Origin of the sequence: Weizmannia sp. FSL W8-0401 (assembly GCF_038009125.1) — a bacterium.
Classification (GTDB): Bacteria; Bacillota; Bacilli; order Bacillales; family Bacillaceae_C; genus Weizmannia; species Weizmannia coagulans.
This window is the reverse complement of sequence record NZ_JBBPAG010000001.1, coordinates 2,499,506-2,525,118: the sequence shown is the minus strand read 5'-3', so window position 1 is coordinate 2,525,118 and position 25,613 is coordinate 2,499,506. Positions and strand designations below refer to the sequence as shown.

The following is a 25,613-nucleotide window of genomic DNA, read 5'->3' as shown; positions in this document are numbered from 1 at the left end:
TTGACCGGTGTAAAAGAGGTTCCGGAAGCGGGAAACAAGATGTCGGGAGAGAGCTTGTGAAAAGGAGTTGGGAAGGATGAATGATGCGATCGATCTGTTAAGGAAGGAACCAGGGATGATGAAACTGTTCCGCCTTTTTAAAGAAAAATACCGTTCGCTCGGCCATATCGGGGGAACCGTCAGTCTTGCCGGTTTTACGCGCACTGAACTGGAGGCGATTGCAGGTCTTACCGGCACGTCCCCTGATTTGCTCAGAGAGAAAAACAAAATTTCGCTGCGGGCATTTGAAAAGGCGCTGGCGCCGACTGTTTTCGGCAAGTACACCCTGGTTGAGCTGCTTGAAGCGGTTTTGAGGGAAAAAATTTTTTCCAAAGCGGAAGAAGGGGAAATAGAGAAAAAGAAAGAGGAACAGTTTTTGGCGCGGCTGGCGGAGACGATGCCGGGCGGAAACTGGTGGTGGCGCCGGATTGCCGGTAAAACGGCTGACACGCGTTTTATCTGGCATGCGTACAAGCAGGATCCGGATACGTTGTCCGCACAGCTCACAACCGTCTTGAAAGCTTCCACAATGCTGCCGGAAGAAGGGAAATATGAACGAATTCCGTTTTTTTCCCAGCGTGTGACAGGGAACCCGCATTTTTTTGACCAGAACCGTTTCGAAGGCAGGCTCTTTGTCCATTGTTTGTTCACCAGCCAATTGTTGAAAGGGCTGATCGAAGAGATGCCGAAAACGACGGAAGAATTGAACGAACTGTACGCAAATGCCGGGCTGATGCGGGATGACTTATGGAGTTTTGTGACGTGCCGCGCATTTTTGGCGGAAACGGAAAACGGCCTGCACCCGGTCTGGCGGGAAGCAGCTGCTCTAGGGACGGTCATGAATGTCCCGGTGAAAGAATTATTGCAGCTTACAAACATTTGGCCGCGGGTGGGAAAAAAAGTCTGGATCATTGAGAATTCCGGCGTGGCTTCGGCCGTGCTTGATGAAGTGCCCGATGCGCCTGTGATTTGCACGCACGGCCAGTTCCGCACTGCTGCCTGGATCATGCTGCAGCGTCTTGCGGAAAACGGGTGTACTTTTTATTATTCGGGCGATCTCGATCCGGAAGGCGTTGTCATGGCGGAGCGCCTCAGCAACCGTTTTCCCGGGCAAACGGTATTTTGGCGGATGGACCCGGATGCATACTTGCGGGTTCTGTCGGAAGAGGATATATCCGCCCGGCTTTCCAAGCTGGATGCGGTTCAATCTCCTAAACTGCTTTTAGTGGCAAATGAAATGCGGTTGAAGAAAAAAGCGGGGTACCAGGAAGGCCTTGCCGATTTGCTTGTAGAAGATTTGAAAAAAAGATGGGCGGGCGGAAAAGAGATATGACATGGGCCGGAAATTCGGATGCTTCGCATAGAACGCCCCTGTGTTAAAATATCCGGGAAAAAAGGCATTGATTCCTTCACGCAGAGAGTCCATACGTGAATAAACCCGGCAAAAGCCCCAGCCTTTCTTCACATCGAGCGTTCTACGTGAAGGAATACTAAAAACAGCAAGCTTATCCAAAAAACTGGCAGCACGCCCCGAAAACCAGCGGTATCTAAAAGAATCAACAGATTGCTTCCGGAATCGGAGCGGGCTGGAAAAAAGGCTGCCCGGCCATCTCGCCGGGCAGCCTGTTAAATTTGTTATGAGCCGGCCGGAAAAATCCCAGGGCCCGGCATCAAATCTTTAAACTTCTTCCGGTACTGTATGTTCATGCAACTGTCCGTACTGGCGGCGGTAACGGATGACAAAGTACAACAGGGTGAGGACTTCGGCACCTACGATATAAATCAGCAGGATGCCGGCGTTTTGCCACATCACACCCATCTCTCCGCTGGAAACAACCGCTTTAAATCCGCGCACGCTGTAGGTCATCGGCAACAGCGGGTTAAACCATTGGATGAATTTCGGAATGACTTCCAATGGAAAAGTCCCGGCGCTGCTCGTCAGCTGCAGGATTAAAATAACAATGGCAAGGAATCTGCCGGGATTTTGCAAAAACGTAACCAAAAATTGAATCAGCGCCATAATTGAAGCAGTTCTTCTTTGTTTTTAAAAAAAGTATAAATTGTACCTTTGCCGACGCCTGCACTTCTTGCTACATGGTCCATTGTAGTCGCTTTGTAGCCGAATTCAGAAAAAGATTTCGCAGCTGCTTCCACAATCAGCTTTTTCCTGTCTGCCATTGCAACCCCCTCCCTTTTTTGACCAAATGAATGATTTGGTCAAGTAGTATATATACAGCAAAAAAATAACGGAATGAATCCGCTTTCCATTTTTAGTATAACAGACGATGGCCAAAATTGCATGTGACAATTTTTTTAATTGCCGGTTTTTTGGCTCCCGGATAAATGGCATTCTATTACGATTTATCCGGGAAACCGGGGTTTCGGGCTTGATTTATTCAAAAAGCGATTCGTAAATCCCCGTCCGTTCAAGGCCTTGCAAACCGGTTGGGCTTCATTCGTTTGTTAGCAGCCTTTAATCCGAAAGGGGGCTGTCTGACTCTGGGAGATCCGGATCGATGACTTGGAACGGGCGCATCATATCGTAGTCTTCGTGTTCGAGAATATGGCAGTGCCATACGTAGTCGCCGGCATACGGGGAAAACCGCATCATGACGCGGGTGATTTGCCCGCCCGGTGCGGCAACGGTATCTTTAAAGCCGCGTTCATTCGGTTCCGGCGGGGTCGCAGGGCCGGTATATACAATTTGGCCCGTTTCGTTATACAAGTCCAAGTCAAATGGGCGGCGGTCCAAAATTTGAAACTGGACAAGATGGATATGGATCGGATGGGTAAAAGCCGTTGTATTGGCAAGCGACCAGATTTCAGTTGTGCCGAGCCTTGGCATTTCCGTCACCGGATCCATCCATCTTTTTTTGTCCAGAAGCAAAAGCGGGCGCCCGTATGAATCGGTTGCACCGGTCAGTTTTAAATGGCGGATGGCGCTCACGTTTTGGCTGGAAGGAACCGGGATGGAAGATAAGGACGGCGGAATGCGGCTTGTGTCTTCTCCGGAAACCGGCAGCACGACCCGAAACTGCATGACATCGCCGGTTTGGTCGGCCGGATCGGCATTTGGACCGAGGTCATTTTTTAGTAAAATCGTCTGCCCGGCATATTCGGAAAAATCAAGGATCAAATCCGCCCGTTCTGCCGGTTCCAGTGCCAGATTTCCGACTTGCACCGGCCGCCTTAGCAGCCCGCCGTCCGTGCCGATCTGGTAAAAAGCCTGGCCAGAATCAAGGTACAATTGATAGGCCCGCGTGTTGGACGCATTGACAATCCGGAACCGGTATTTTCGCGGCTCCACTTCCAAATAGGGCCAGACTTTTCCATTTACAAGAATCGTATCGCCGAGGAAAAATGGCACGACGGATGGATCCGGTGTTCCGGGCCCCGGATTTTGCGGCTGGCGCGGATAAAAAAGGGAACCGTCATTGTTAAAAGTCCGGTCCGTGAGAAGCAGCGGAATTTCATATTTGCCGGATGGCAGATGGAAAACCTTTTCTTTTTGATCGCGAATGATATACATGCCGGCCAGGCCTGCATACACATTGAGACGCGTAATGCCGATCGCATGGTCATGGTACCACAAAGTGGCGGGGCGCTGTTTGTTTGAATACTCATAAACTTCATTTTTGAATGCCGGCCCGGTTTCGTTAAAATCGCGCGTAAACCAGGCTTCCGGATAGCCGTCGCTGTCCGGTTTGGTTTCCCCGCCATGGAGATGCACGACGGTCCGCACTTCCGGAAAGTCCGTTCCCATCCCGTCTAAGATGGTGGGGTCAATCGGGAGAAAATGTCTTTGCGGCAAATGATTCGTCCATTTCACCCGTATCTTTTTCCCGTGCGGCACGTCAAAAAGCGGCCCGGGAAAGCGGCGGTTGTACCCCCATAACCTTGTCGGCCTTAAATCCCGGTGCAGCTTTTGCCGAAATTCTTCCATTGTGACGTCATAATATGCGATCCCGCCCTCTTCCCGCACTGGCCGGATTTTTTCCGCGAGCGGCAGGCGGTCAACAAACTTTTCTAAATTCGGGCTCAAACTCCCCACTCCCTCATTAATTGATGACGTACATTTCTAACAGAATATGAACCATCAAGGCTTTTGGAAAGGGCGAATGGTACTGGAGGCAGAGATAACGTTTTTGGCCCGCCCGTATCAAAAACATAGGCATGTTTGAAAAAGCTTTTAGAGGCGAGACAAAAAATTGAACGGGAACCGCAAAAATCATATAATAAGCTATATTGGTTTCCGAGACAGTTAGAAATGAAGGTGGCACAAATGAAAAAAATTTTGCTCTTGGCAACAGGCGGGACCATTGCTTCCGTTGAGGGGGATGAAGGGCTGAAACCCGGGCTTTCGGGAGAAGACTTGCTGAAATATTTTCAGCATGCTGCTTTGTCTGCCGATGTCACCGCAAAGATATTAATGAACCGCGACAGCACAAACATGCAGCCGGAACATTGGGTGCAGATTGCAAAAGCAGTTGCGGAACATTATGAACAGTATGACGGTTTTTTGATTACACACGGAACGGATACATTGGGATATACGTCGGCAGCCTTGTCGTATATGCTGCAGGGCCTGAATAAGCCGGTTGTGCTGACGGGTTCGCAGGTGCCGATCAGTTTTAAAAAGACCGATGCCAAGAAAAATCTTTTCAACGCCCTCCGCTTTGCCTGCGAGGAGATTGGCGGCGTTTTTGTCGTGTTTGACGGGCGCGTGATCATGGGCACAAGGGCGGTGAAAATGCGGACGAAAAGCTACGATGCGTTTGAAAGCATCAATCATCCGTATGTGGCTTATGTAGCAGGGGACGAGGTGCACTATCATTGGAGGCCACAACCGCCGGAGCAGCCGTTTCATATTGAGACAAGCCTGTCACCGGATGTCTTTCTTTTAAAATTGCACCCGGGCACAAAGCCGGAGATTTTTGATTTTTTAAAGGAACATTACCGCGGGGTGATCATTGAAAGTTTCGGGAACGGCGGGGTGCCGTTTGAAGGGCGCAATTTGCTGCCAAAAATCAAGGAATTGACCGATGCCGGGATTGTTGTTATGATTTCGACGCAATGCTTGGAAGAAGGGCATGATTTGTATTTGTATGAAGTCGGAAGAAAAGTCGCGCAATATCCGGTGATTGTTTCCGGGGATATGAATACGGAAGCGATCGTGCCGAAACTAATGTGGGCGCTGGGCAAAACGGATGATCCCGCTGAAGTGAAAAAGATCATTGAAACGCCGCTTGCTTATGATTTGTCACAGGATTGGGGGTAAAGCGCGCCGGAAAACGGCTGAAAGATTGCGGGAGGGGATGCCTGCAATTTTTTTTGCCGTTCGATGCGTTTGAGCATCCTGTTGCACAGCCCGCGTTTGCAGCGTTTTCCCGGCATTTTTTCAGCCGGTGTCTTCTATATAGAACGGGGTTTCTGCGTTTACAAAAAACCGCCGCCATAAATTCCATTAAATTTCATACCAACTGCGCGGGGAATCGAGTAAACTGGAGTTAGGAAACATGAAAAAACAGGCGCCAGGCCCGGCCTTAAAGGGGCGGTTTCCGGCATTCGCGAGGGAGGTAGCACGGTGGAAACGTCATTTGAAATGCTGCTGGAAATATTTGAGAGGGCTGCCCTTTTATTAACCTGCTTATTTTTTATCACGAGAGTTCCGCGTTTTAAAGAAATCTTTCAACAGGAGCAGCCGTCTGTTTTTGAATTGAGTTTTATCACTGCAGTCTTTTGCAGTTTTGCAATCTTTGCGACTTACTCAGGCATTAAGGTGGACGGGTCCCTTGTCAATGTGCGGATTATTGCCATCGTATCCGGCGGCATCCTGTTCGGCCCGTGGGTTGGCATTATCACAGGCATCGTCTCCGGGTTGCACCGTTATTTAATAGATATTGGCGGGGTTACCTCCGTGCCGTGCTTGATTACGAGTATTACAGCCGGCATCATTTCCGGCCTGATCAGCAGGAAAGTGAAAAATTCCTGGCGCTGGTTCGTCGGGATCGCAGCCGGGATGTTTTGTGAAATATTAACGATGCTTTTGATTCTTGTTTTTGCCCACCCGTTCAGCACCGGGGTGGATATTGTGTCCAAAATTGCCTTCCCGATGATCGCGGGCGACGTCAATATTGGATTGATTGTCCTGCTGATTAAGAGCGTGGAGGGCGAGAAGGAATTTGTGGCGGCAAAACAGGCAAAACTGGCGCTTGATATTGCCAATAAAACCATGCCGTATTTCCGCGCCATCAATGCAGAATCGTTGGAAAAAATCTGCGCCATCATTAAAAATGAGATCCGCGCCGATGCAGTTGCCATCACCGATAAGAAAAAAATCCTGGCTTATGTCGGCTTCGGACAGGAAAGGTACCAGATCGGCCATGAAATTATTAGTGATCTGACAAAAACTGCGATCAAAAGCGGGGAAATTACGATCCGCAACCATATCCAGGACCAGCAGACCCCGCAGATCCAGTGCCTGCTGATTATTCCGTTAAAGGAGCGGGATGAAGTCACCGGCACATTGAAAATTTATTATAAAAAAGCGAACAAAATCACCTACTCCCTGCAGACAATGGCAATCGGCCTTGCCCAGATGATTTCAACGCTCATGGAAATTTCGCGCATCGAAGAAATCAAAGAAGAAGCCAATAAAGCGGAGTGGAAGGCGCTCCAGACAAAAATCAACCCGCATTTTTTGTTTAACGCGTTAAATGCGATTGCCTCCACGACCCGCAGAAATCCCGATAAAGCACGAAAATTAATCATGAACTTATCCGGTTTTATGCGCTATAATCTTGAATTGGCTGATGATTTTATTGATATCAATAAAGAACTGCAGCAGGTGCGCGACTATATTGAGATTGAAAAAGCGAGATTCGGCAGCCGCCTGCAGGTTGAATATGAGATTGACGCCGTATCCGTGCTGATCCCGAGCCTGATTATCCAGCCGCTTGTGGAAAATGCAATCAACCATGGGATTTTAAAAGTAAAAGGGCCGGGGATCGTAAAAATCTCCGTCAAGGAGGTGGGAAATAAAGTCCGCATCAGTGTGGCGGATACAGGGGCAGGCATTCCGGAAGAAGTGATTGAGCATGTTTACCAGGATAATATGTCGGTCACACAGATTGGCCTTTATAATGTCCATCGCCGTGTCAAACTGATTTACGGAGACGGCCTGGCCATCAGAAGGCTGAATCCCGGAACAGAAGTTTATTTTGAGGTTCCGAAGGTGGGAGAATATGAAAGCCATTATAGTGGAAGACGAAATACCGGCACGTGAAGAACTGGCGTATTTGATTGAAACGTACAGCGGGATTGAGATTACCGATTGTTTTGAAGACGGGCTGGATGTGCTGAAATTTTTACAGGAACATGAAACAGATGCGATTTTTCTTGATATTAATATTCCTTTCCTGGACGGCATGCTGCTGGCAGGAAGCATCAGCAAATTTGCGCATAAACCGTATATTATTTTTACAACGGCTTATAAGGAACACGCCGTACAGGCTTTTGAACTGGAAGCATTTGATTATATTTTAAAACCATATGAAGAAAAAAGAATTGCCGCCATGTTGAAAAGGCTTGAGGCTGCGTATAAAAGAGAGCATCCATTGCCGGGAGAAGAAGGGGCTGTGCCGCGAAATGGCGGGCTTCACCGGAAAGAGCGGGTGAATTTGCGCAAGGGCGAGAAAATTATTGTGGCGGATGCAAACGATATTTTTTACTGCGCCGCTCAGGAAAAAATCACGCTTGTTTATACACAACAGGAAACGTTTGAAATGCCCATGGCGATATCCGAGTTCCAGTCCCTTTTGCCTGAGGATCTTTTCTTTCGCTGCCACCGGTCTTATCTTGTAAATTTAACGAAGATCCGGGAAATTGTGCCGTGGTTCAATCAGACGTATTTGCTCCGTTTAAAAGGGATGGACGCGGAAATACCGGTAAGCAGAAGAAATGTGAAACAGTTTAAAGCGCTGATGCATTTTTAATATAAAGCGCCCAGCCATGCAGGAAAAGCGGCTGGCATGAACAAAAAGTGTATGCCGGCTTTTTCCTTTTTTGCCGGGGCGGGCGTGAAAAATAGCATGGCCTACTTTGCGCACTGCGGCCGTTCGCGTGTGAAAAGTTGCCTGCTTTCCAATTTGCCATCCTCCAAGGTGTTGCGCCGAAAAAGCGGGCATGGCCTGCTTCCGGCAATACCGTTTTTCAGGAAGATTGTGCATAAATTGGAATACCTGATTTTATCCATATGCCATCTTTTATGGACATTGCGCGGGAAAGTTTCAAGAAGCGGTTTGTTCCTGTGCCATCCATTCCTTTCTGTATACCGTTTATTCCTTTTTAAAGCATTCTCGTTCCGAAAATGAGTTCCCTCCTTATTTTCGTACTATAATTTGAACTGTAGAAAAGGACAGAAGAAACGGAGGGAATCGGACATGTTAGAACGAAAAGCAAACCGCAGCCTGATTGTATTGGGGACGATGATTGTACAAATGGGGCTTGGGACTGTTTATACATGGAGTTTATTTAACCAGCCGCTTGTTGATAAATTCGGGTGGCAATTGAGTGCAGTATCGACGACATTTTCTATTTTAAGCCTAGCACTTGCAGTATCGACATTGTTTGCGACAAAATTGCAGGCAAAATGGGGGCTGCGCCGCTTGGTTGCTTTTTCCGGCATTTTGCTTGGCGCAGGATTAATCTTGAGTTCATTTGCACCTTCACTTTGGATGCTCTATCTGTTGGCAGGCCTTATTGTCGGTTATGCAGACGGGACAGCTTATATCACGACTTTATCCAATTTAATGAAATGGTTTCCGGATAAAAAAGGCCTCGTTTCAGGCATCTCCGTCGGGGCATACGGGACCGGCAGCCTGGTATTTAAGTTTATAAACGGTGCCGTCCTCAGTTCGTTTGGTGTCACACAGGCTTTTCTTTGCTGGGGAGTGATTGCAATTGCCATGATCACCGGCGGATCTTTCCTCTTGAAAGAAGCAGAAAATACAACCACATCCGGTACTGTGTCCAAACAGCCGGCCGGAAAAGATTTTACCATCAAAGAAATGCTCAAAACGAAACAAGCTTACCTCTTATTCATCGTGTTCTTCACGGCGTGTATGAGCGGTTTATATCTGATCGGCCTTGTTAAAGACATCGGCACGAGGCTTGTCGGGCTGGATGTTGCGACGGCCAGCAATGCAGTGGCGCTGATTGCCGTCTTTAACACCATCGGGCGGCTCGTTCTCGGCGGTTTATCAGACCATGTGGGAAGAATGAAAGTGGTATCAGGGACGCTGCTCGCGACGGCCGTTGCGGTTTCCATTTTGAGCTATGCCCACTTAAATTTCGCCCTGTTCTTTATCTGTGTTGCTGCGATTGCTTTCGGTTTCGGCGGAAATGTCACCGTATTTCCGGCTATTATTTCAGACTTCTTCGGCCTGAAAAATCAAAGCGCCAATTATTCAGTGATTTACCAAGGCTTCGGCATCGGCGCATTATCCGGATCGGTCATCGCTTCCCTTCTCGGGGGCTTTATGCCGACATTCCATGCGATCACGATTCTCTGCCTGGTCTCTTTTGCGATTACGCTTTTCATTAAATCGCCGGCTGAAGAAGCAGCCCACGCACACGGGGTTCGGGGGAATGTCAACCGTGCCCAGCATTCGCATTAAAGCAAGGGCTGTGTGCTTCGATCATGAACAAGCAGACAGGAAAGGGATTCGTGCCTCCATCATGATAAAAAACCCGCTGGCTGCCCCAGCGGGTTTTCCCGGTTTATCCCCAAATTTCCTTTGCGGTATCCACAATATATTTTACTTTGTCCCACTGCTGCTCTTCTGTTAAAAGATTGCCGTGGTGGGTGGAGGAGAAGCCGCACTGGGTGCTGATGCAAAGCTGTTCGAGCGGTACATACCTGGATGCTTCCCGAATCCGGTTTTTGATCAGCACTTTATCTTCAAGCTCTCCCTTTTTCGATGTAAAAATGCCAAGCACGACTTTCGGCCCGCCTTCCGGAATGTATTTCAACGGTTCAAACCCGCCGGAACGCTCATCGTCGTATTCAAGGAAAAACCCGTCTACTTTTTCATTTGCAAAGATTTTCGGGGCAATTTTATCATACGGACCTTCAAAAGCCCATTTCGACTGGTAGTTGCCGCGGCACAGATGGGTTGTGATGGTCAGATCATCCGGCTTGTCTTCCAGTACGCTGTTTGCTACATGTAAAGCGAGATCAATCAATCTTTCCCTTTCGAGCTCACTGTCTGCAAACGGCAGTTTCGGTGCACACAGGCCGGCAAGATAAACATCATCCAGCTGCAAGTAGCGGCAGCCGGCATCATAAAAAGCTTTGATCGCATCCCGGTAAGTTTGGATAATATCATTTGCGTATTCTTCAAGATCCGGGTAAATGTCTTCATTGCGGATTCCCGCATTGAAAAACTGATTCGGGCTTGGAATAGTCATTTTCGCAACCGCCCTGTCCCCGGCGATTTCTTTCAGCGCAATAAAATCTTTTATGTGCGGATGGTCCGGGTTAAAGGAGACTTTTCCGGTTACCCGGACGTCATAAGCTTCCGTTTCGATGCCGACAAACCGGTATCCATGGTTCGGCACGTATCCTTTTACCCCGTTTAAATGTTCCATGAAATCTGTATGCCAGAACCTCCGCCGGAATTCTCCGTCCGTTACCGCTTCGAGGCCGGCTTCAATTTGTTTGTCGACCAGGCGGCGGATTTCTTCATCTTCTATTGCACGCAAGTCTTCGGCCGGGATGGTTCCCGCTGCAAATTTTTCCCGCGCTTTCTTCAACCGGGCCGGGCGCAAAAAGCTTCCGACAATGTCTGCCCTGTACGGCGCTTTTGTTAATGTTTTTGTCATCATGATTCCCTCTTTCTGCATATTTTTTAAAACAGCTGCTGTGCGCAGAAAGAAATTGCTTTTAGCTGCATGGGCCCATTAAAAAAACCTCTTCGGCAATAAGAAGAGGTATGGATTGCAAAACAGAACCGTCCGCTCTTCTTATCTTCAAGCAATTGCTTTCTGGAATTGGCACAGTTCTTTAAAAAAGACCGCTGCCGAGGCTTCAAGGGGCCAGTCCCTCCACCTCTCTGGATAAGAATTTTAAATATTATTTAGTTTAAATACACTTTAAATGTTCCACCTATTTTTGTCAAGGGCATTCGCAAAATTTTTTAAAATGGGACGGAAAGATTGAAATCAGGGGCGATGTGAAAATATAATAGTAATAAGAAAAACAAAGGAGGGATTTTATGGAGGCCATACAATCAAGGTCTGTATTCCAGAAAGTGCTTGGCGTCTTTGCCGTTTCACTGCTGTTTGCAACGGCGGGTTTATATACGGGGAGATTCATTCCGCCTGCGCTTATGATGCCGCTGATGGTTGCAGAAATTGCAATGGTCATCGCCGCTTTCTGGTTAAGAAGGAAAAAGAGCGTCGGGTATATGTTCGTTTATGCTTTCACCTTTATTTCCGGTATTACGACATATCCGATTGTAGCTTATTATGCATCCCAGGCCGGTGCTGAGGTCGTCCTGCTCGCTTTTGGTTCCACGTTCGGCATTTTTGCCGTGATGGGTGTTATTGGGGCCGTTACCAAGAGGGATCTTGGCTTTTTAAGCACCGCATTGCTTGTCGCATTGTTGGCGCTGATCTTCATCGGAATATTCAGCATTTTCAGCCCGTTAACCTCAACCGGGATGCTCGCGTACTCCTTCATTGGCGCGATTGTTTTTTCCCTGTATGTTGTTTTTGACTTTAACCAAATGAAGCACCATGGCATTTCCGAGGAAATGGTCCCGCTTTTGGCTTTAAGCCTGTACCTTGATTTTATCAACCTGTTTATTTACATTTTGCAAATTCTCGGCATTTTGGGAAGAGACGATTGAGAAAAAAGAAAACGCCCGCCATTCACCGGCAGGCGTTTTCTTTTTCACATGTTGGATGTCAAACAAAACAATACGGTCTTTTTGCTCCCATTCGGGGATGCGCGCTTCCCATGCTGCCCGGACCATTTATGCCAAATGCTGCTGCGCATCCGGCCCCATCAGCGATAAAAACAGCGCTTTCCGGTGGAGATGCTCTTTTCCATCGAGCGTCTGGATCGCATTTTCGCCAAACAACGTTTTTTGAATACGTTTTGGCACAGCCCCGTTTCGTTTGAATTTTTCCGGGTCATAAAACATTTTGACTGCTTCCTCGCCGCTGATGCACACCGCTTTTTGCCCGAGCAGACGGGTTTCAAACAAAATTGCATGATAATCGTCCGTCCGGTTTTTAATGTAGAGATACCCTTATTTCATCAAATCAATGGTATCATCAATCGTTTTTTCATTAGGAATTTGCCCAGCCATTGCTCTGCTCCTTTTTTCATGTGCCCGTTTTCCCCGGCTGCTTCCGGAAAAAACAGGGCACATCCTTTTTTTATCTTCTTACACTTTTTCATCTTCATTCAAACATTGCACGCAACATAATCGAAGTTTACCCGCAAGCCGGCGAAATTATGCCATGTTTCGGTTCACATCCAAACAGGGTATAAGGAAATAGAAATACAAAAGGAGAGGGAAGAAAATGGCAAAGGAAATCAATGTGGGCATCGGATTTGCAACAGGAAGAAAAAGTTTTAAAAATGTTTTAAAAACGTATATGTATAACTTGAAGGAATCCGAACTGACGGAGAGCGACAGGATCAAGCTGCATTTGTTTGTTGCCTATGATTTGCACTACGAAAATGCAGAGCCTGAAGACTTTGTACATATTGAAACGGAATGCATGGAAGATATTGACCGGGCTTATTTCATCGGGGAGAAGGAGACGCGTAAAGCAACCGAAGAACTCGTATCCCAAATGGGCATGAGCAGAAAAGAAGCAGTCCTTTTGTTCGGCGAAGGATACGCGTCCAAACGCAATATCATCGTTTATGAGGCGTTGAAAAGAGGCATCGATTATCTCATTTTTCTTGATGATGACGAGTATCCGGTTGCCGTGACAAAAAGCAGGCAAACGGCTGTCTGGGGGGGCCAGCAAGTGCTCCGGAAGCATTTGGAACATATCCGGAATGCCGATATTACGAACGGATACCATTGCGGCTACATTTCCCCGATTCCGTTCATTTCTTTCAATGACGTCCTGCAAGAAAAAGATTTCCGCACGCTCATTGAGGCCTTGAGCAACGATATTGTCAATTGGGATACGATCAAAACCGTGATGAAAAACGGCGGGGTGACATATGCCGATACAGGTGTGCTTGTAAAGGATGAAGCGGAAGAAGTGCCGGAGATCAACCGGGCAAAATTTATTTCAGGATCGAATTTGACGCTGAATTTAACAGATCCGGACCGTGTGCTGCCGTTTTACAATCCGCCGAATGCACGGGGCGAGGATACTTTCTTAGGCACATGCCTGGCAGACCGGACTGTGCTGCGCGTTCCGGCCTATACTTTCCATGACGGATTCGGCGCTTACCAGCATTTGCTGCTCGGGGTGCTGCCGACCAATTTAAGCTATATTAAAGCGGATACGAAACAGGTCGTGGAGCGTTTTTACAAAGCATGTGTCGGCTGGATCCGGTACAAGCCGCTTTATGTATATATCACCGACAGGGAAAACTATGAAGAAAAAATGGTGGAAGTGCGTGCCCGGCTGAAAGAGACGCTTCCGAAAGTTTGCCGCTACTTCGGACGGGATGACTTTATGAATGTACTGGAGGAATTCGAGCAGTACCACCGCAACGTCAGACAGCATTACCGCGATTTTCAGGATACAAAAGCAGCCTGGAGGAAAATGACCGCGCAATTGGTTTCAAGAGAAAAAAGGGAAACAGCCATTTAAGCTGCTTTGGATGGAGCGGCTTTTTGTCGGTTGGAAAGGAAAAACCTGGCCGGATGGGGAAAGCCATAGGGGAGACCCCTTTCGCGCATAGCCGCCCATCCCGCAACGCTGGTGCAAATTGTCCACGGCTGCTTTTTGCACGGCCGGAGACCCGGGTGAAAATAATGGCCCCTTATGCATGATATTGCCGCTCTGTTGCCTGCTGCAAAAAGTCATCCTCATGCAAATTGGCGCCTGGTCCTGGGGAGGAATTTAAGTTCATTTATATAGCATCATGTTAATTTATTTGGTGTATGGGGTATAAGAATGGTGTTCTTTTAGAGGCGGGGCCATCTTTCCCTGTCCTGGCTGATCTTCGGACAGGCCGCAAAAACGCGGGCGGCCGCCGCTTCAACAGCCATCCTTTTATCATAATAGATGAGGTGTGGAATAATGAGATCGATTGTAAATGAACAAGAAGAAATTATCACATACCTTAAGAAAAATAGAAACAGCTTCGAACAGAAGTTATTAAATGAGGCCGTAAATGTAAAAAATAAAATTGATGAAATTTTAAGAATAGGGAACATTGATTTGTTGAATAATGCCTTTAAAATTGTGACGTATGTCGTCGAACAGCAGGATGAGGAATTGGTCACTTTTGCCCGCCAGGAAGGGATTGCCTGGGCAACGCATTCTTTGACGCTCGGACTGAAACTGGAGTGGGTGCAGGCGATCCGCCGGACATTATGGGTATTTCTGAGAAAGTACGGGGAAGAAAAAGGGATTGAAGTGGACCAGGACTACTTTTTTAACATGGAGAAAAAAATCAATGACCGTATTGACCAATTTTTAAATCACTTTTTTATCCGGTATTCTACCTATAAAGATGAACTGATCGACCAGCAAAAAAGATTGGTGGAAAACCTGTCCGTCCCGATCATTCCGATTACATCGAGCGTCTGTATTTTGCCGTTAATCGGCTCTATTGATATGTTCCGCACCAATATTTTGGAAGAAAAAGTTTTGCTTGAGGTAGGGCGGCTGCATGTCCAAACGTTGATAATGGATTTCTCCGGCATTGCAGAAGTAGAGATGGAGGTAGTCGACCATATTTTTAAGATGATTGACGGCACTTCGATGATGGGATGCAAAGTGGTTATCACCGGCCTGCGCCCGGAAATTGTAAGGCAGATGGTCACAAGGGGCCTTTCCTTTGAAAATAAAGCAGAAACAAAAGGGACATTACAGCAGGCATTGAAAAAATATATTCAATATGATGATTTAAACAAGGAAATTACGCTGTATTAAAGGTTATATTATAGAAATCATAAAAAAGGACCCGCACTTTTCCAGGAGGCGGGGCCTTTTTTTGCGGCTGAAAACGTAAAGCGTTTATGATTCGATTACAGGCTTTGCGCCGGGCGAAAAATTTGCCCGCAATTCCCCATACGTTCCTCCTGGGGGAATTGCGGTCCGATCCGTGGGAAAAGCGAGACCAGGCTGGCCGCCTCGAAGCTTTTCCGGGCCGCTACAAACTTTGTTCCCTTGCCTGGACGGCACGTGTTTCTTTTGTGCGGTGTTCCAGCCGGCTGAATAAAAGCCCGATGGCCGTTCCGCAAAGAGCCGGCATTACCCATTCAAGGCCGGCGGCGGCAAGCGGCAGTTTTTGGGCGAATGCCCCGATAAAGCCAAGCGGGACGCCGAACCCTTTCAGCCCTTCGATTAAAGCAAACATGCCCGTAAACAACAATGCAAAGCCGTATACTTTTTTCGAACCGCGGAATGCCGCGTGGAAAAATGTCAGGACAACGAGCACGATCGTAACCGGATAAGCCATTTCCAAAAACGGGACGGAAAATTTTAAAATGGTATTAAGCCCGAGATTGGAAAGCGTAAAGCCGGTAAGGGTAACGGCAATGATAACGCCATGGTAGCTGAATTTCGGCACCAGATTGGAAAAATATTGCCCGCACGCTGTTGTTAAACCGGCGACGGTTGTAAAGCAGGCCAGCATAAAAATAAAACCGAGCAGCATTTTTCCGGCCTGCCCGAATAGCAGGGAAGACATTGCCGTCAGGACATCGGTGCCGTTTTGGAACGTGCCGCTTGCAGCCATTTTTGCGCCGATCAATCCGAGTGCGACATAGACGAGCGCCAAAATCGCGCCGGCAATCAACCCGGCTTTTAATGTATAGGCCGTCATTTGTTTCCGGTTTGCGACGCCGCGGTGTTTGACCGCTGTTAAAATGACGATGCCAAATGCCAGGGAAGCGAGCGCATCCATCGTGGAGTATCCGTCAATAAAGCCTTTATAGAAAGAACCGGTCTGGTATCCGGCTGCCGGTGCCGTAAACGGGCGGCCAGAAAGTTTAAAGAAGCCGGCTGTGCAAAGGACAGCCATTGCCAGCAATAATACCGGTGTAATCCAGCGCCCGAGCGTATTTGACATTTTGTCAGGATTCAGGCTGGTCAAATAGACGAGCAGGAAAAAGACGGCGCTGAACAACAGCAAAGAGACTGGCGAACTGTGGGCGGACCCGGAAAGAAACGGTTTAACCCCCATTTCATAAGCGACGTTTGCATTTCTTGGGATCGCCAAAAACGGCCCGATACATAAATAGACAATCACGGTAAATACTGTACTGAAAACCGGATGGACCCGGTTTCCGATCGCCTGGATGCCGCCATCTACAAAAGAGACTGCCGCGATAACGAGAACCGGCAGCCCGACCCCCGTTACGATAAAGCCTGCCATTGCCGGCCAGTAAGACGATCCCGACTGGATGCCGAGAAAAGGAGGGAAAATTAAATTTCCGGCTCCGAAGAACATGGAAAACAACATAAAGCCGATAAACAATACTTCGTTTCTTTTCATAACTATGTCCGCTTCCTTTCGATGCAATATAGAGAAAAACAAAAAACCCGCCCCTGAAACAGGGACGAGTTTGCTCGCGTTACCACCCTTATTCCGCACAAAAGCGTGCGGCACCTCATACAACGTACCAACATACGTGTTCCTTTCTTAACGGGGGAATCGCCGTCAAAGCCTACTGTAAACTTCAGCTTTGCATCTCGGGGATGATCTTCGGAATGGCCTTGAACATTGGCTTTCAGCAATATGCCAACTCTCTGGGGAACAAGATCCAAACTTACTCTTCCCGTCCTCGACTTTTGTTTTTTTATATTATTTGAAAATAAGATTATCACTGAACATTTCATCTGTCAACATCTCTCCCAGAAAATTTTTTAGCCCCGTCCCTGCCATCAAAAAGGACAGAAGCCGCAAAATCAATTGCTGAAATGGGATAAGAAAGAACAGAAGCCAAAAGCCGGCCCAATACAAGAGCTATCTGAAAAAGCGGCAAGCAGATGAAACGAAAGAAGTCAGGGGCCAACCCCGGGCAATTCAAAAAATGAAAAAGGAAAAAGTCGATGAAATCAATAATGAAAGCGTTTCCAAATAGATTTTCAAATCAAAATTGTCAAAAAAGTTGACAGAAAAGGGTTGACCTCGGCGCCCAAAAGTCGTATGATTGACAACAATTAAAGAATATAAAAAATTCTCTTGGGCGGATATTTAAAAATCCGGATTTTCACCGGGCACAAGAAAAACCCCGCAGGCAATAGAATGGGAGTGATGGAATGCGAAGTGACATGATCAAAAAAGGGATCGACCGTGCCCCGCACCGAAGCCTTTTATATGCAGCAGGGCTGAAAACGGAAGATTTCGATAAGCCTTTCATCGGGGTGTGCAATTCCTATATTGATATTATCCCGGGGCACAAACACCTCAATAAGTTTGCGGAAGTGGTAAAAGAAGCCATCAGGGAAGCGGGCGGTGTCCCGTTTGAATTTAATACGATCGGGGTGGATGACGGCATTGCGATGGGGCATATCGGCATGCGGTATTCGCTTCCGAGCCGCGAATTGATTGCCGACAGTGCCGAAACGGTCATCAACGCCCACTGGTTTGACGGGGTCTTTTACATTCCAAACTGTGACAAGATCACCCCTGGCATGCTGATGGCAGCCGTGAGGACAAATGTGCCGGCGGTCTTTGTTTCCGGGGGGCCGATGGAAGCCGGTATGGCGCCGGATGGAAAACAGTTGTCCCTTACATCGGTATTTGAAGGCGTCGGTGCCCATAAATCCGGAAAAATCAGTTATGAAGAGCTGAAAATGCTGGAAACGAGCGCTTGCCCGACATGCGGATCGTGTTCAGGCATGTTTACGGCAAACTCGATGAATTCATTAATGGAAATGCTTGGCCTGACGCCGCCCGGCAACGCCACCATCGTTGCCACGTCGGAGGAACGGCACCGCATTATCCGGGAAGCCGTCGGTCATTTAATGAACTGTATCAAAAATGATATCCGGCCGCGCGATATTGTCACAGAAGAAGCGATTGATGATGCTTTCGCGCTTGATATGGCGATGGGCGGTTCAACCAATACCGTGCTGCATACGCTGGCAATTGCCCGGGAAGCGGGAATTGACTACGATTTGGAACGGATTAACAAGGTGGCGGAAAGAGTCCCGTATCTTGCAAAAATTATGCCGGCGTCGGATTACTCGATGCACGACGTCCACCTTGCAGGCGGAATCAGCGCAATTGTCCATGAACTTTGCAAGATTAAGGGGGCGATTCACCCCGGCCGGCTGACGATCACCGGCAAAAGCATTTATGAAAATGTGAAAAATGCGGAAATCCGCAATCCTGAAGTGATCAGGCCGAAAGAAAATCCTTACAGCCCGGTCGGCGGTTTGTCCATCCTGTATGGCAACATTGCCCCGGACGGTGCCGTGATCAAAGTGGGAGCGGTCGATCCGGATATTCACACCTTTACCGGGGAGGCCATTGTATTCGAGTCCCAGGAAGAGGCTCAAAAAGGGATTGACAGCGGCCTTGTCCGTGAAGGGCATGTCGTCGTGATCCGTTATGAAGGGCCAAAAGGCGGGCCGGGCATGCCGGAAATGCTCGCGCCAACATCCTCCATTATGGGCCGGGGGCTTGGCAAAACCGTTGCCTTGATTACGGACGGCAGATTTTCCGGCGCAACCCGCGGCATCTGCGTCGGCCATATTTCACCGGAAGCGGCGGAAGGCGGGCCGATCGCACTTGTTGAAAACGGCGACCGCATTACGATTGATTTAATCAACAGAAGGATTGAGCTCCATGTTCCGAATGAAGAATTGCAAAGAAGAAAACAAAATTGGGTGCAGCCGGAGCCGAAAATCACAAGCGGTTACCTGGCAAGATATTCCGCACTCGTGACTTCCGCGAATACAGGCGGGGTTTTAAAAATCGGATTACCGCAAAAAACGTTGACGGGGACAAAGTGATCGGATCAGGTATTTTTTAGAGAGCCGGGGATGCTGGGAGCCCGGTAAATACCCCGGTCACGACATCGCCTCTGAGTGCAAGTCTGAACGGTTCTGCCTACTAGGACTTGCCGGGTCGGCCGCATGAAGCGGAGGACCCGTTACCAAAAGCAGCATTTTGTAAACGATGCTGCATGAGGCGGCGTTTGTGAGAACGCTGTGAAGTTGGGTGGTACCATGAAAAGATGCCTTTTCATCCCTGCAAAACCGGCAAAAACGATTATTCCTTTTGCCGTTTTCAAGGAGAGAAAGGCGTTTTTTATTGGGATAAATCAAGGAGCCTGCGCAAATCAGAATAGGAGGTTAAATCGTGTGTGCGAAAGCAAGAATGGATGGCAATGTGAAAACAGCAGAATGTACGGGTGCTGAGGCGCTTGTCCAGTTATTGGTGCGGGAAGGAGTCGAAGTCATGTTCGGCTATCCGGGGGGTGCGGTTTTACCGATTTACGATGCCCTATACAACCAGCCGGTCAGGCATATCCTGGCCCGGCATGAGCAGGGGGCCATTCACGCGGCAGAAGGTTACGCGCGCGTTAGCGGAAAACCAGGTGTCGTCATTGCGACTTCGGGCCCGGGGGCAACCAACCTGATCACCGGGATTGCCGATGCGATGATGGACTCGCTCCCGCTCGTCGTCTTTACCGGCCAGGTCGGCACTTCCGTCATCGGCTCGGACGCGTTCCAGGAGGCCGATGTTATCGGCATGACGGCCCCGATTACCAAGCACAATTACCAGGTAAGGGATTTGCGGGATTTGCCGCGGGTCGTCAAAGAAGCTTTTCATATTGCAAAATCCGGCCGGCCCGGACCGGTGGTGGTCGATATCCCGAAAGATATCCAGCAGGGCACGGTGGAAATGGGAGAAAACCGGGAATTATATCTCCCCGGTTACCAGCCGAATACAAGCCCGAATCCGCTCCAGATTAAAAAGCTTGTGGAAGCTGTCTCTTATTCCGCAAAACCGGTCATATTGGCAGGAGCCGGCATCCTCCATGCAAAGGCGTCTGATCTTTTGCTCAAGTTCGCGGAAAAGTGCCGCATCCCGGTCGTAAACACGCTGCTCGGCCTTGGCAGTTTTCCGTTCCGCCACCCGCTTTTTCTCGGCATGGGCGGCATGCATGGAACGTATGCGGCAAACATGGCCATTTGCGAATGCGATCTGCTCATTAATATCGGGGCCCGGTTCGATGACCGCCTGACAGGCAACTTAGCCCACTTTGCCCCGAATGCAATGGTTGTCCATATTGATATCGACCCGGCTGAAATCGGCAAAAATGTCAAAACCGATATCCCGATCGTGGCAGATGCAAAGGAAGCCTTGCAGAAGATTTGTTCGGAAGATTTGCAAAACGCCGGCACGGATGAGTGGGTCCGCCATGTAAAAGCATACGCCGAAAATTTCCCGCTTTGGTACGAAGATGACGGCGAGGAATTGTCTCCGCAGCATGTCATTCAAAGAATCCATCATTACACAAACGGGGATGCGATCATTTCGACGGATGTCGGCCAGCACCAGATGTGGGCGGCACAGTATTACGGGTTTGAAAAGCCGCACAAGTGGATTACATCCGGCGGGCTCGGCACGATGGGATTCGGATTTCCGGCCGCAATCGGCGCGCAAATCGCATGTCCGGACCAACTGGTGGTTTCGATCAGCGGCGACGGCGGCTTCCAGATGACATTACAGGAACTTGCCGTTGTAAAAGAATTAAATTTGCCGCTCAAGATATTCATTGTGAATAACCAGTATCTCGGCATGGTACGGCAGTGGCAGGAATCTTTCTACGAAGAGCGCTATTCCTATTCGACGATCCCGGTCCAGCCCGATTTTGTCAAACTTGCGGAAAGTTACGGCATCAAAGGCTGCCGCGCAACAAACAACGAAGAACTCGAACAGGTGCTGAAATCTGTTTTCGAGGATGGCGGGCCTGCCGTTGTCGACTGCCGCGTGAAAAGGCTTGAAGCGGTGTTTCCGATGGTCGCGCCGGGTGCAGGCTTGCATGAAATGATGGGGGTGAAGCCATGAAGCGGATTGTTGTAGCCACTGTTTTAAACCAGAGCGGGGTGCTGAACAAAATTACCGGCGTTCTCGCAAAGCGGCAGTTCAATATTGACAGCATTACGGTCGGCCGCACCGAAACGGAGGGCATCTCGCGCATGACCATTGTCGTCAATGTCGAAGACGACAGGCAGGCGGAGCAGCTGACAAAACAGCTGAACAAGCTGATCGATGTGATCAAAGTCCAGGACATCACAGGCCAGGCCATCGTCTCACGGGAACTTGCTTTGATTAAAGTATTGAGCACACCGCAGACGAGAAGCGAAATCGGCGGGCTTGTCGAACCGTTCCGTGCCTCCATCATAGATGTCAGCAGGGAATCTGTCACCATCCAGGTAACCGGCGACAGCGACAAGGTGGAGGCGCTCGTTGACCTGCTTAAACCGTACGGCATTAAAGAAATGGTCCGTACCGGGATGACCGCATTTCTGCGCGGCTCGCAAAAACAAGTAACCGATTTAAGCTCGTATTCCCTATTAAAATAAAAATCTTGAACTTAAGGAGAGAATGAAAAATGGCAAAAGTTTATCTTGACAAAGACATCAAAGAAGAAGCATTGAGAGGGAAAAAAATCGCCGTTGTTGGCTACGGTTCCCAGGGCCATGCCCATGCACAAAACCTCCGTGATAACGGTTTTGACGTCGTTGTCGGCGTCAGGCCGGGCCGGTCGTTTAACCGCGCGGAACAGGACGGATTTTCCGTTAAGCCTGTGAAGGAAGCCGCAAAAGAAGCGGATGTCATCATGATGCTTCTGCCGGATGAGCAGCAAACAAAAGTATACAAAGAAGAAGTGGAAGCAGGGCTCGAACCCGGCAATGCAATCGCATTTGCCCACGGATTCAACATCCATTTTACCCAGATTGTCCCGCCGGAAAATGTTGACGTCTTTATGGTTGCGCCAAAAGGCCCGGGGCATCTCGTCAGAAGGACATTTGAAGAAGGGGCCGGGGTGCCTGCGCTTGTTGCCGTCCACCAGGATGTGACGGGGGAAGCAAAAGACCTGGCGTTTGCTTATGCAAAAGGAATCGGGGCTGCCCGGGCCGGCGTTTTGGAAACAACCTTTAAGGAAGAAACCGAAACGGATTTGTTCGGTGAGCAGGCTGTCCTGTGCGGCGGGTTGACCTCCTTAATCAAAGCCGGTTTTGAAACGTTAACGGAAGCAGGGTACCAGCCGGAACTCGCTTACTTTGAAGTGTGTCATGAGATGAAGCTGATCGTCGATTTGATCTATGAAGGAGGCCTGAAAAATATGCGCTATTCCATCTCTGATACGGCGCAATGGGGCGATTTCGTTTCCGGCCCGCGCGTTGTGAATGAAGATACGAAAAAGCGCATGAAAGAGGTTTTAAAAGATATCCAAAACGGCACATTTGCCAAAGGATGGCTGCTTGAAAACCAGACAAACCGCCCGATGTTCAATGCCATCAACACACGCGAGCAAAATCATCCGCTTGAAAAAGTCGGCGAAGAACTGCGCGATTTAATGCCTTTTGTCAAAAATCCGATTAAACAAAAGGAAGTGGCTGTGAATGCAAAAGGTTAATGTTTTTGACACGACATTAAGGGATGGGGAACAATCGGCAGGCGTCAATCTCAACACCGTGGAAAAAGTCGAAATTGCCAAACAGCTGGAAAAATTTGGCGTGGATATCATGGAGGCGGGGTTTCCTGCCTCTTCAAAAGGGGATTTTGAAGCGGTTGAAAAAATCGCAAAAACCATCCGGAACAGTTCCGTTACCGGCCTGGCGAGGGCATACAAGCAGGATATTGATGCAGCCTGGGATGCACTGAAGCATTCCGCCGAGCCAAGGATCCATATTTTTCTGGCCACATCGCCGATCCATATGCAATACAAACTGCGAAAAACGCCAGATGAAGTGGCAGCTATCGCTGTTGAGGCTGTGAAATACGCGAAGCAAAAATTCCCGCTGGTGCAATGGTCGGCAGAAGATGCGACGAGATCGGATAAAGACTTTCTCGTCCGAATCATTACAGAAGTGATCAATGCCGGCGCAAATGTCATCAACCTGCCGGACACCGTCGGCTATACGACGCCGAAAGAATACGGTGCACTGTATGACTATATCCGGGAGCACGTTCCGAACATTGATAAAGTCATTTTATCCGCCCACTGCCATGACGATCTCGGGATGGCGACGGCCAATACGCTTTCAGCCATTGAACACGGTGTCCTCCAAGTGGAAGGGACGATCAACGGTATCGGCGAACGGGCCGGCAATGTTGCCCTCGAAGAAGTGGCGGTCGCCCTTCACATCAGGCAGGATTATTACAAGAAGAAAACCCGCTTGAAATTGGATGAAATCAAACGCACCAGCCAATTGGTCAGCAAACTGACCGGGATGGTTGTACCAGGCAATAAAGCGGTTGTCGGCGCCAATGCTTTTGCCCATGAAGCCGGCATTCATCAGGACGGCGTGTTAAAAGAGGCTTCGACATATGAAATCATCACGCCGGAACTGGTTGGATTCTCAAGCAACCGGCTTGTGCTCGGAAAACATTCCGGCCGCCACGCTTTTAAAGAAAGAGCAGCAGCGCTCGGCTTTGATCTTGGCCAGGAAAAACTGAACGAAGCGTTTAAAGCTTTCAAAGCATTGACGGATAAGAAAAAAGAAGTGACCGATGACGATTTGTTCGCCATTTTAGCCGAAAAGCAAACCGATGCGGCAGATGCTGCCCATTATGAACTGGAAAGTGTGCAGGTGCAGTACGGCACATTGAATATTCCGACCGCCACAGTAAGAATCAAAACACCGGAAGGAACGCTTGTTGAAGAAGCCAGCACCGGATCAGGGAGCGTTGAGGCGATTTACCATACGATCAGCAAGCTGTTTGACGGCCCGATTGAGCTGAAAGATTATAAACTGCAATCAGTCGGTTCCGGCCAGGATGCGCTTGCGGATGCTTTTGTCAAAGTGAAATGCGGGGAGTTTGAATGCGGCGGGCGCGGATCTGCCCAAGACGTACTGGAAGCTTCCGCAAAATCATTTTTAAATGCAATCAACAGGGCGCACGCAATGGAACAGCAATCGAGAAAACAAGTACAGGTGTGATTTTCGGGGAGGAACGACAATGAAAATGAAACTGGCCGTACTGCCCGGTGATGGGATCGGGCCGGAAGTGATGGATGCAGCGATCCGCGTTTTAAAAACCGTATTGGACAATGACGGGCATGAAGCCGTTTTTGAAAATGCGCTGATTGGGGGCGCCGCCATTGATGAAGCGGGGACGCCCCTCCCGGAAGAAACGCTTGACATTTGCCGCAGGAGCGATGCTATTTTGCTTGGCGCGGTAGGGGGGCCGAAATGGGATCATAACCCGGCTTCCCTCCGCCCGGAAAAAGGCCTGCTCGGGCTCCGGAAAGAAATGGGGCTGTTTGCGAACCTGCGCCCGGTTAAAGCATATGCCCCGCTTTTAAATGCATCGCCTTTAAAACGGGAACGTGTGGAAAACGTCGATCTTGTTATCGTCCGCGAACTGACGGGCGGCCTCTATTTTGGGCGCCCGAGTGAAAGGCGCGGGCCGGGCGAGAATGAAGTGGTAGACACGCTTGCCTATACAAGGGAAGAGATTGAAAGAATTATTGAGAAAGCATTCCAGCTTGCCCAAATCAGAAGAAAAAAACTGGCATCCGTCGATAAGGCGAATGTGCTGGAATCAAGCAGAATGTGGCGCGAAATTGCGGAAGAAACCGCGAAAAAGTATCCGGACGTGGAATTGAACCATATGCTTGTCGACTCAACTTCGATGCAGCTGATTGCAAATCCGGGCCAATTTGATGTCATTGTAACAGAGAATATGTTCGGCGATATTTTAAGCGATGAAGCGTCCGTGATTACCGGCAGCCTCGGCATGTTGCCATCCGCAAGCCTCCGTTCCGACCGGTTCGGCATGTATGAACCGGTCCACGGCTCCGCGCCGGATATTGCCGGGCAGGGAAAAGCCAACCCGCTCGGGACAGTGCTGTCAGCGGCTTTGATGCTCCGTTATTCGTTCGGACTTGAGAAAGAAGCGGCGGCCATTGAAAAAGCAGTGGATGATGTGCTTCAAGACGGCTATTGTACAGGCGATTTGCAGGTGGCAAACGGAAAAGTGGTCAGTACAATTGAGCTCACAGACCGGCTGATCGAAAAATTAAATAACAGCGCAGCCCGCCCGCGCATTTTTCAATAAGAGGGCGTATCTTTCAATAAAAAAGGATTTGGCAAGTGGCAGTTTACAGCGGTGCACGTTTTCTGGATGGAAAAACAGCACGGATTTTTAATCATGAAAAAAGGAA

19 protein-coding genes, 1 pseudogene, 1 riboswitch and 1 other annotated feature are annotated in these 25,613 nt (G+C 48.9%); of the genes and pseudogenes, 14 read left to right on the top strand and 6 right to left on the bottom strand.

Annotated elements, in window-relative coordinates; genetic code table 11:
• Window positions 1–76: 76 nt before the first annotated feature.
• Complete coding sequence (locus NSU00_RS12435) at window positions 77–1,372, top strand: TIGR02679 family protein (protein ID WP_340703737.1); 1,296 nt, start codon at window positions 77–79, stop codon at window positions 1,370–1,372.
• A gap of 345 nt (window positions 1,373–1,717) precedes the next feature.
• Here the strand turns inward: NSU00_RS12435 and NSU00_RS12430 are convergent, their stop codons facing one another.
• The 3 genes and pseudogenes from NSU00_RS12430 to NSU00_RS12420 form a co-directional block, all read right to left on the bottom strand.
• The gene (locus NSU00_RS12430) at window positions 1,718–2,059 is read right to left on the bottom strand and encodes a YhgE/Pip family protein (RefSeq protein ID WP_259299114.1); all 342 of its coding nucleotides are present in this window, start codon (window positions 2,057–2,059) and stop codon (window positions 1,718–1,720) included.
• Window positions 2,060–2,067: 8 nt separating this feature from the next.
• Window positions 2,068–2,217: pseudogene (locus NSU00_RS12425) on the bottom strand (TetR/AcrR family transcriptional regulator); the annotation flags it as partial.
• A 295-nt stretch (window positions 2,218–2,512) separates the two neighbouring features.
• Entirely contained in the window at window positions 2,513–4,081 is a 1,569-nt protein-coding gene (locus NSU00_RS12420; protein WP_340703736.1) for a multicopper oxidase family protein, read from the bottom strand.
• Window positions 4,082–4,321: 240 nt separating this feature from the next.
• Between NSU00_RS12420 and NSU00_RS12415 the strand changes: the two genes are divergently transcribed.
• From NSU00_RS12415 to NSU00_RS12400, 4 genes are all read left to right on the top strand, one after another.
• Window positions 4,322–5,317: an asparaginase gene (locus tag NSU00_RS12415; RefSeq protein ID WP_013860323.1), complete on the top strand. Its 996-nt coding sequence runs from the start codon at window positions 4,322–4,324 to the stop codon at window positions 5,315–5,317.
• 306 nt (window positions 5,318–5,623) lie between these two features.
• The gene (locus NSU00_RS12410; RefSeq protein WP_340703735.1) at window positions 5,624–7,324 is read left to right on the top strand and encodes a sensor histidine kinase; all 1,701 of its coding nucleotides are present in this window, start codon (window positions 5,624–5,626) and stop codon (window positions 7,322–7,324) included.
• Window positions 7,284–8,033 (top strand): LytR/AlgR family response regulator transcription factor, encoded by a 750-nt coding sequence (locus NSU00_RS12405; protein WP_340703734.1) that lies wholly within the window; start codon window positions 7,284–7,286, stop codon window positions 8,031–8,033. The genes NSU00_RS12410 and NSU00_RS12405 overlap by 41 nt, the downstream gene beginning before the upstream one ends.
• A 447-nt stretch (window positions 8,034–8,480) precedes the next feature.
• On the top strand, window positions 8,481–9,716 hold the full coding sequence (locus NSU00_RS12400) for an L-lactate MFS transporter (RefSeq protein WP_328004862.1): 1,236 nt from the start codon (window positions 8,481–8,483) through the stop codon (window positions 9,714–9,716).
• A 103-nt stretch (window positions 9,717–9,819) separates the two neighbouring features.
• Here the strand turns inward: NSU00_RS12400 and NSU00_RS12395 are convergent, their stop codons facing one another.
• On the bottom strand, window positions 9,820–10,923 hold the full coding sequence (locus NSU00_RS12395) for a 5-methyltetrahydropteroyltriglutamate--homocysteine S-methyltransferase (protein ID WP_133537503.1): 1,104 nt from the start codon (window positions 10,921–10,923) through the stop codon (window positions 9,820–9,822).
• A 138-nt stretch (window positions 10,924–11,061) separates the two neighbouring features.
• Window positions 11,062–11,164: riboswitch (SAM riboswitch) on the bottom strand.
• A gap of 151 nt (window positions 11,165–11,315) precedes the next feature.
• Here NSU00_RS12395 and NSU00_RS12390 point away from each other — a divergent pair.
• Window positions 11,316–11,951 carry a Bax inhibitor-1/YccA family protein gene (locus NSU00_RS12390; RefSeq protein ID WP_061086829.1) on the top strand — a complete coding sequence of 212 codons (636 nt, stop codon included), beginning with the start codon at window positions 11,316–11,318 and terminating at the stop codon, window positions 11,949–11,951.
• Between the two features lie 126 nt (window positions 11,952–12,077).
• Here NSU00_RS12390 and NSU00_RS12385 read toward each other — a convergent pair whose 3' ends face one another.
• The gene (locus tag NSU00_RS12385) at window positions 12,078–12,311 is read right to left on the bottom strand and encodes a hypothetical protein (protein ID WP_340703733.1); all 234 of its coding nucleotides are present in this window, start codon (window positions 12,309–12,311) and stop codon (window positions 12,078–12,080) included.
• A 322-nt stretch (window positions 12,312–12,633) separates the two neighbouring features.
• Between NSU00_RS12385 and NSU00_RS12380 the strand changes: the two genes are divergently transcribed.
• A complete protein-coding gene (locus NSU00_RS12380) occupies window positions 12,634–13,893 on the top strand; it encodes a hypothetical protein (RefSeq protein WP_340703732.1) in 1,260 nt (419 codons plus the stop codon).
• Window positions 13,894–14,325: 432 nt separating this feature from the next.
• Window positions 14,326–15,183, top strand: coding sequence for an STAS domain-containing protein (locus NSU00_RS12375; protein ID WP_061575748.1), 858 nt, complete (start codon window positions 14,326–14,328; stop codon window positions 15,181–15,183).
• Window positions 15,184–15,403: 220 nt separating this feature from the next.
• Here NSU00_RS12375 and brnQ read toward each other — a convergent pair whose 3' ends face one another.
• A complete protein-coding gene (gene brnQ / locus NSU00_RS12370; RefSeq protein WP_340703731.1) occupies window positions 15,404–16,750 on the bottom strand; it encodes a branched-chain amino acid transport system II carrier protein in 1,347 nt (448 codons plus the stop codon).
• Window positions 16,751–16,807: 57 nt separating this feature from the next.
• Window positions 16,808–17,049 (bottom strand) — a binding site (T-box leader).
• 468 nt (window positions 17,050–17,517) lie between these two features.
• Here brnQ and ilvD point away from each other — a divergent pair.
• The 6 genes from ilvD to leuB all read left to right on the top strand — a co-directional run bounded on the left by ilvD (window position 17,518) and on the right by leuB (window position 25,507).
• Window positions 17,518–19,218: a dihydroxy-acid dehydratase gene (gene ilvD, locus NSU00_RS12365; protein ID WP_013860314.1), complete on the top strand. Its 1,701-nt coding sequence runs from the start codon at window positions 17,518–17,520 to the stop codon at window positions 19,216–19,218.
• Between the two features lie 349 nt (window positions 19,219–19,567).
• A complete protein-coding gene (gene ilvB / locus NSU00_RS12360) occupies window positions 19,568–21,283 on the top strand; it encodes an acetolactate synthase large subunit (RefSeq protein ID WP_340703730.1) in 1,716 nt (571 codons plus the stop codon).
• The gene (ilvN, locus tag NSU00_RS12355; RefSeq protein WP_013860312.1) at window positions 21,280–21,801 is read left to right on the top strand and encodes an acetolactate synthase small subunit; all 522 of its coding nucleotides are present in this window, start codon (window positions 21,280–21,282) and stop codon (window positions 21,799–21,801) included. Before ilvB ends, ilvN begins: the two co-directional genes overlap by 4 nt.
• 29 nt (window positions 21,802–21,830) lie before the next feature.
• Window positions 21,831–22,859 carry a ketol-acid reductoisomerase gene (gene ilvC / locus NSU00_RS12350; RefSeq protein ID WP_013860311.1) on the top strand — a complete coding sequence of 343 codons (1,029 nt, stop codon included), beginning with the start codon at window positions 21,831–21,833 and terminating at the stop codon, window positions 22,857–22,859.
• Window positions 22,846–24,387 (top strand): 2-isopropylmalate synthase, encoded by a 1,542-nt coding sequence (locus NSU00_RS12345; RefSeq protein ID WP_340703729.1) that lies wholly within the window; start codon window positions 22,846–22,848, stop codon window positions 24,385–24,387. The genes ilvC and NSU00_RS12345 overlap by 14 nt, the downstream gene beginning before the upstream one ends.
• A gap of 19 nt (window positions 24,388–24,406) precedes the next feature.
• Window positions 24,407–25,507: a 3-isopropylmalate dehydrogenase gene (gene leuB, locus NSU00_RS12340; RefSeq protein WP_340703728.1), complete on the top strand. Its 1,101-nt coding sequence runs from the start codon at window positions 24,407–24,409 to the stop codon at window positions 25,505–25,507.
• Window positions 25,508–25,613: the final 106 nt, after the last annotated feature.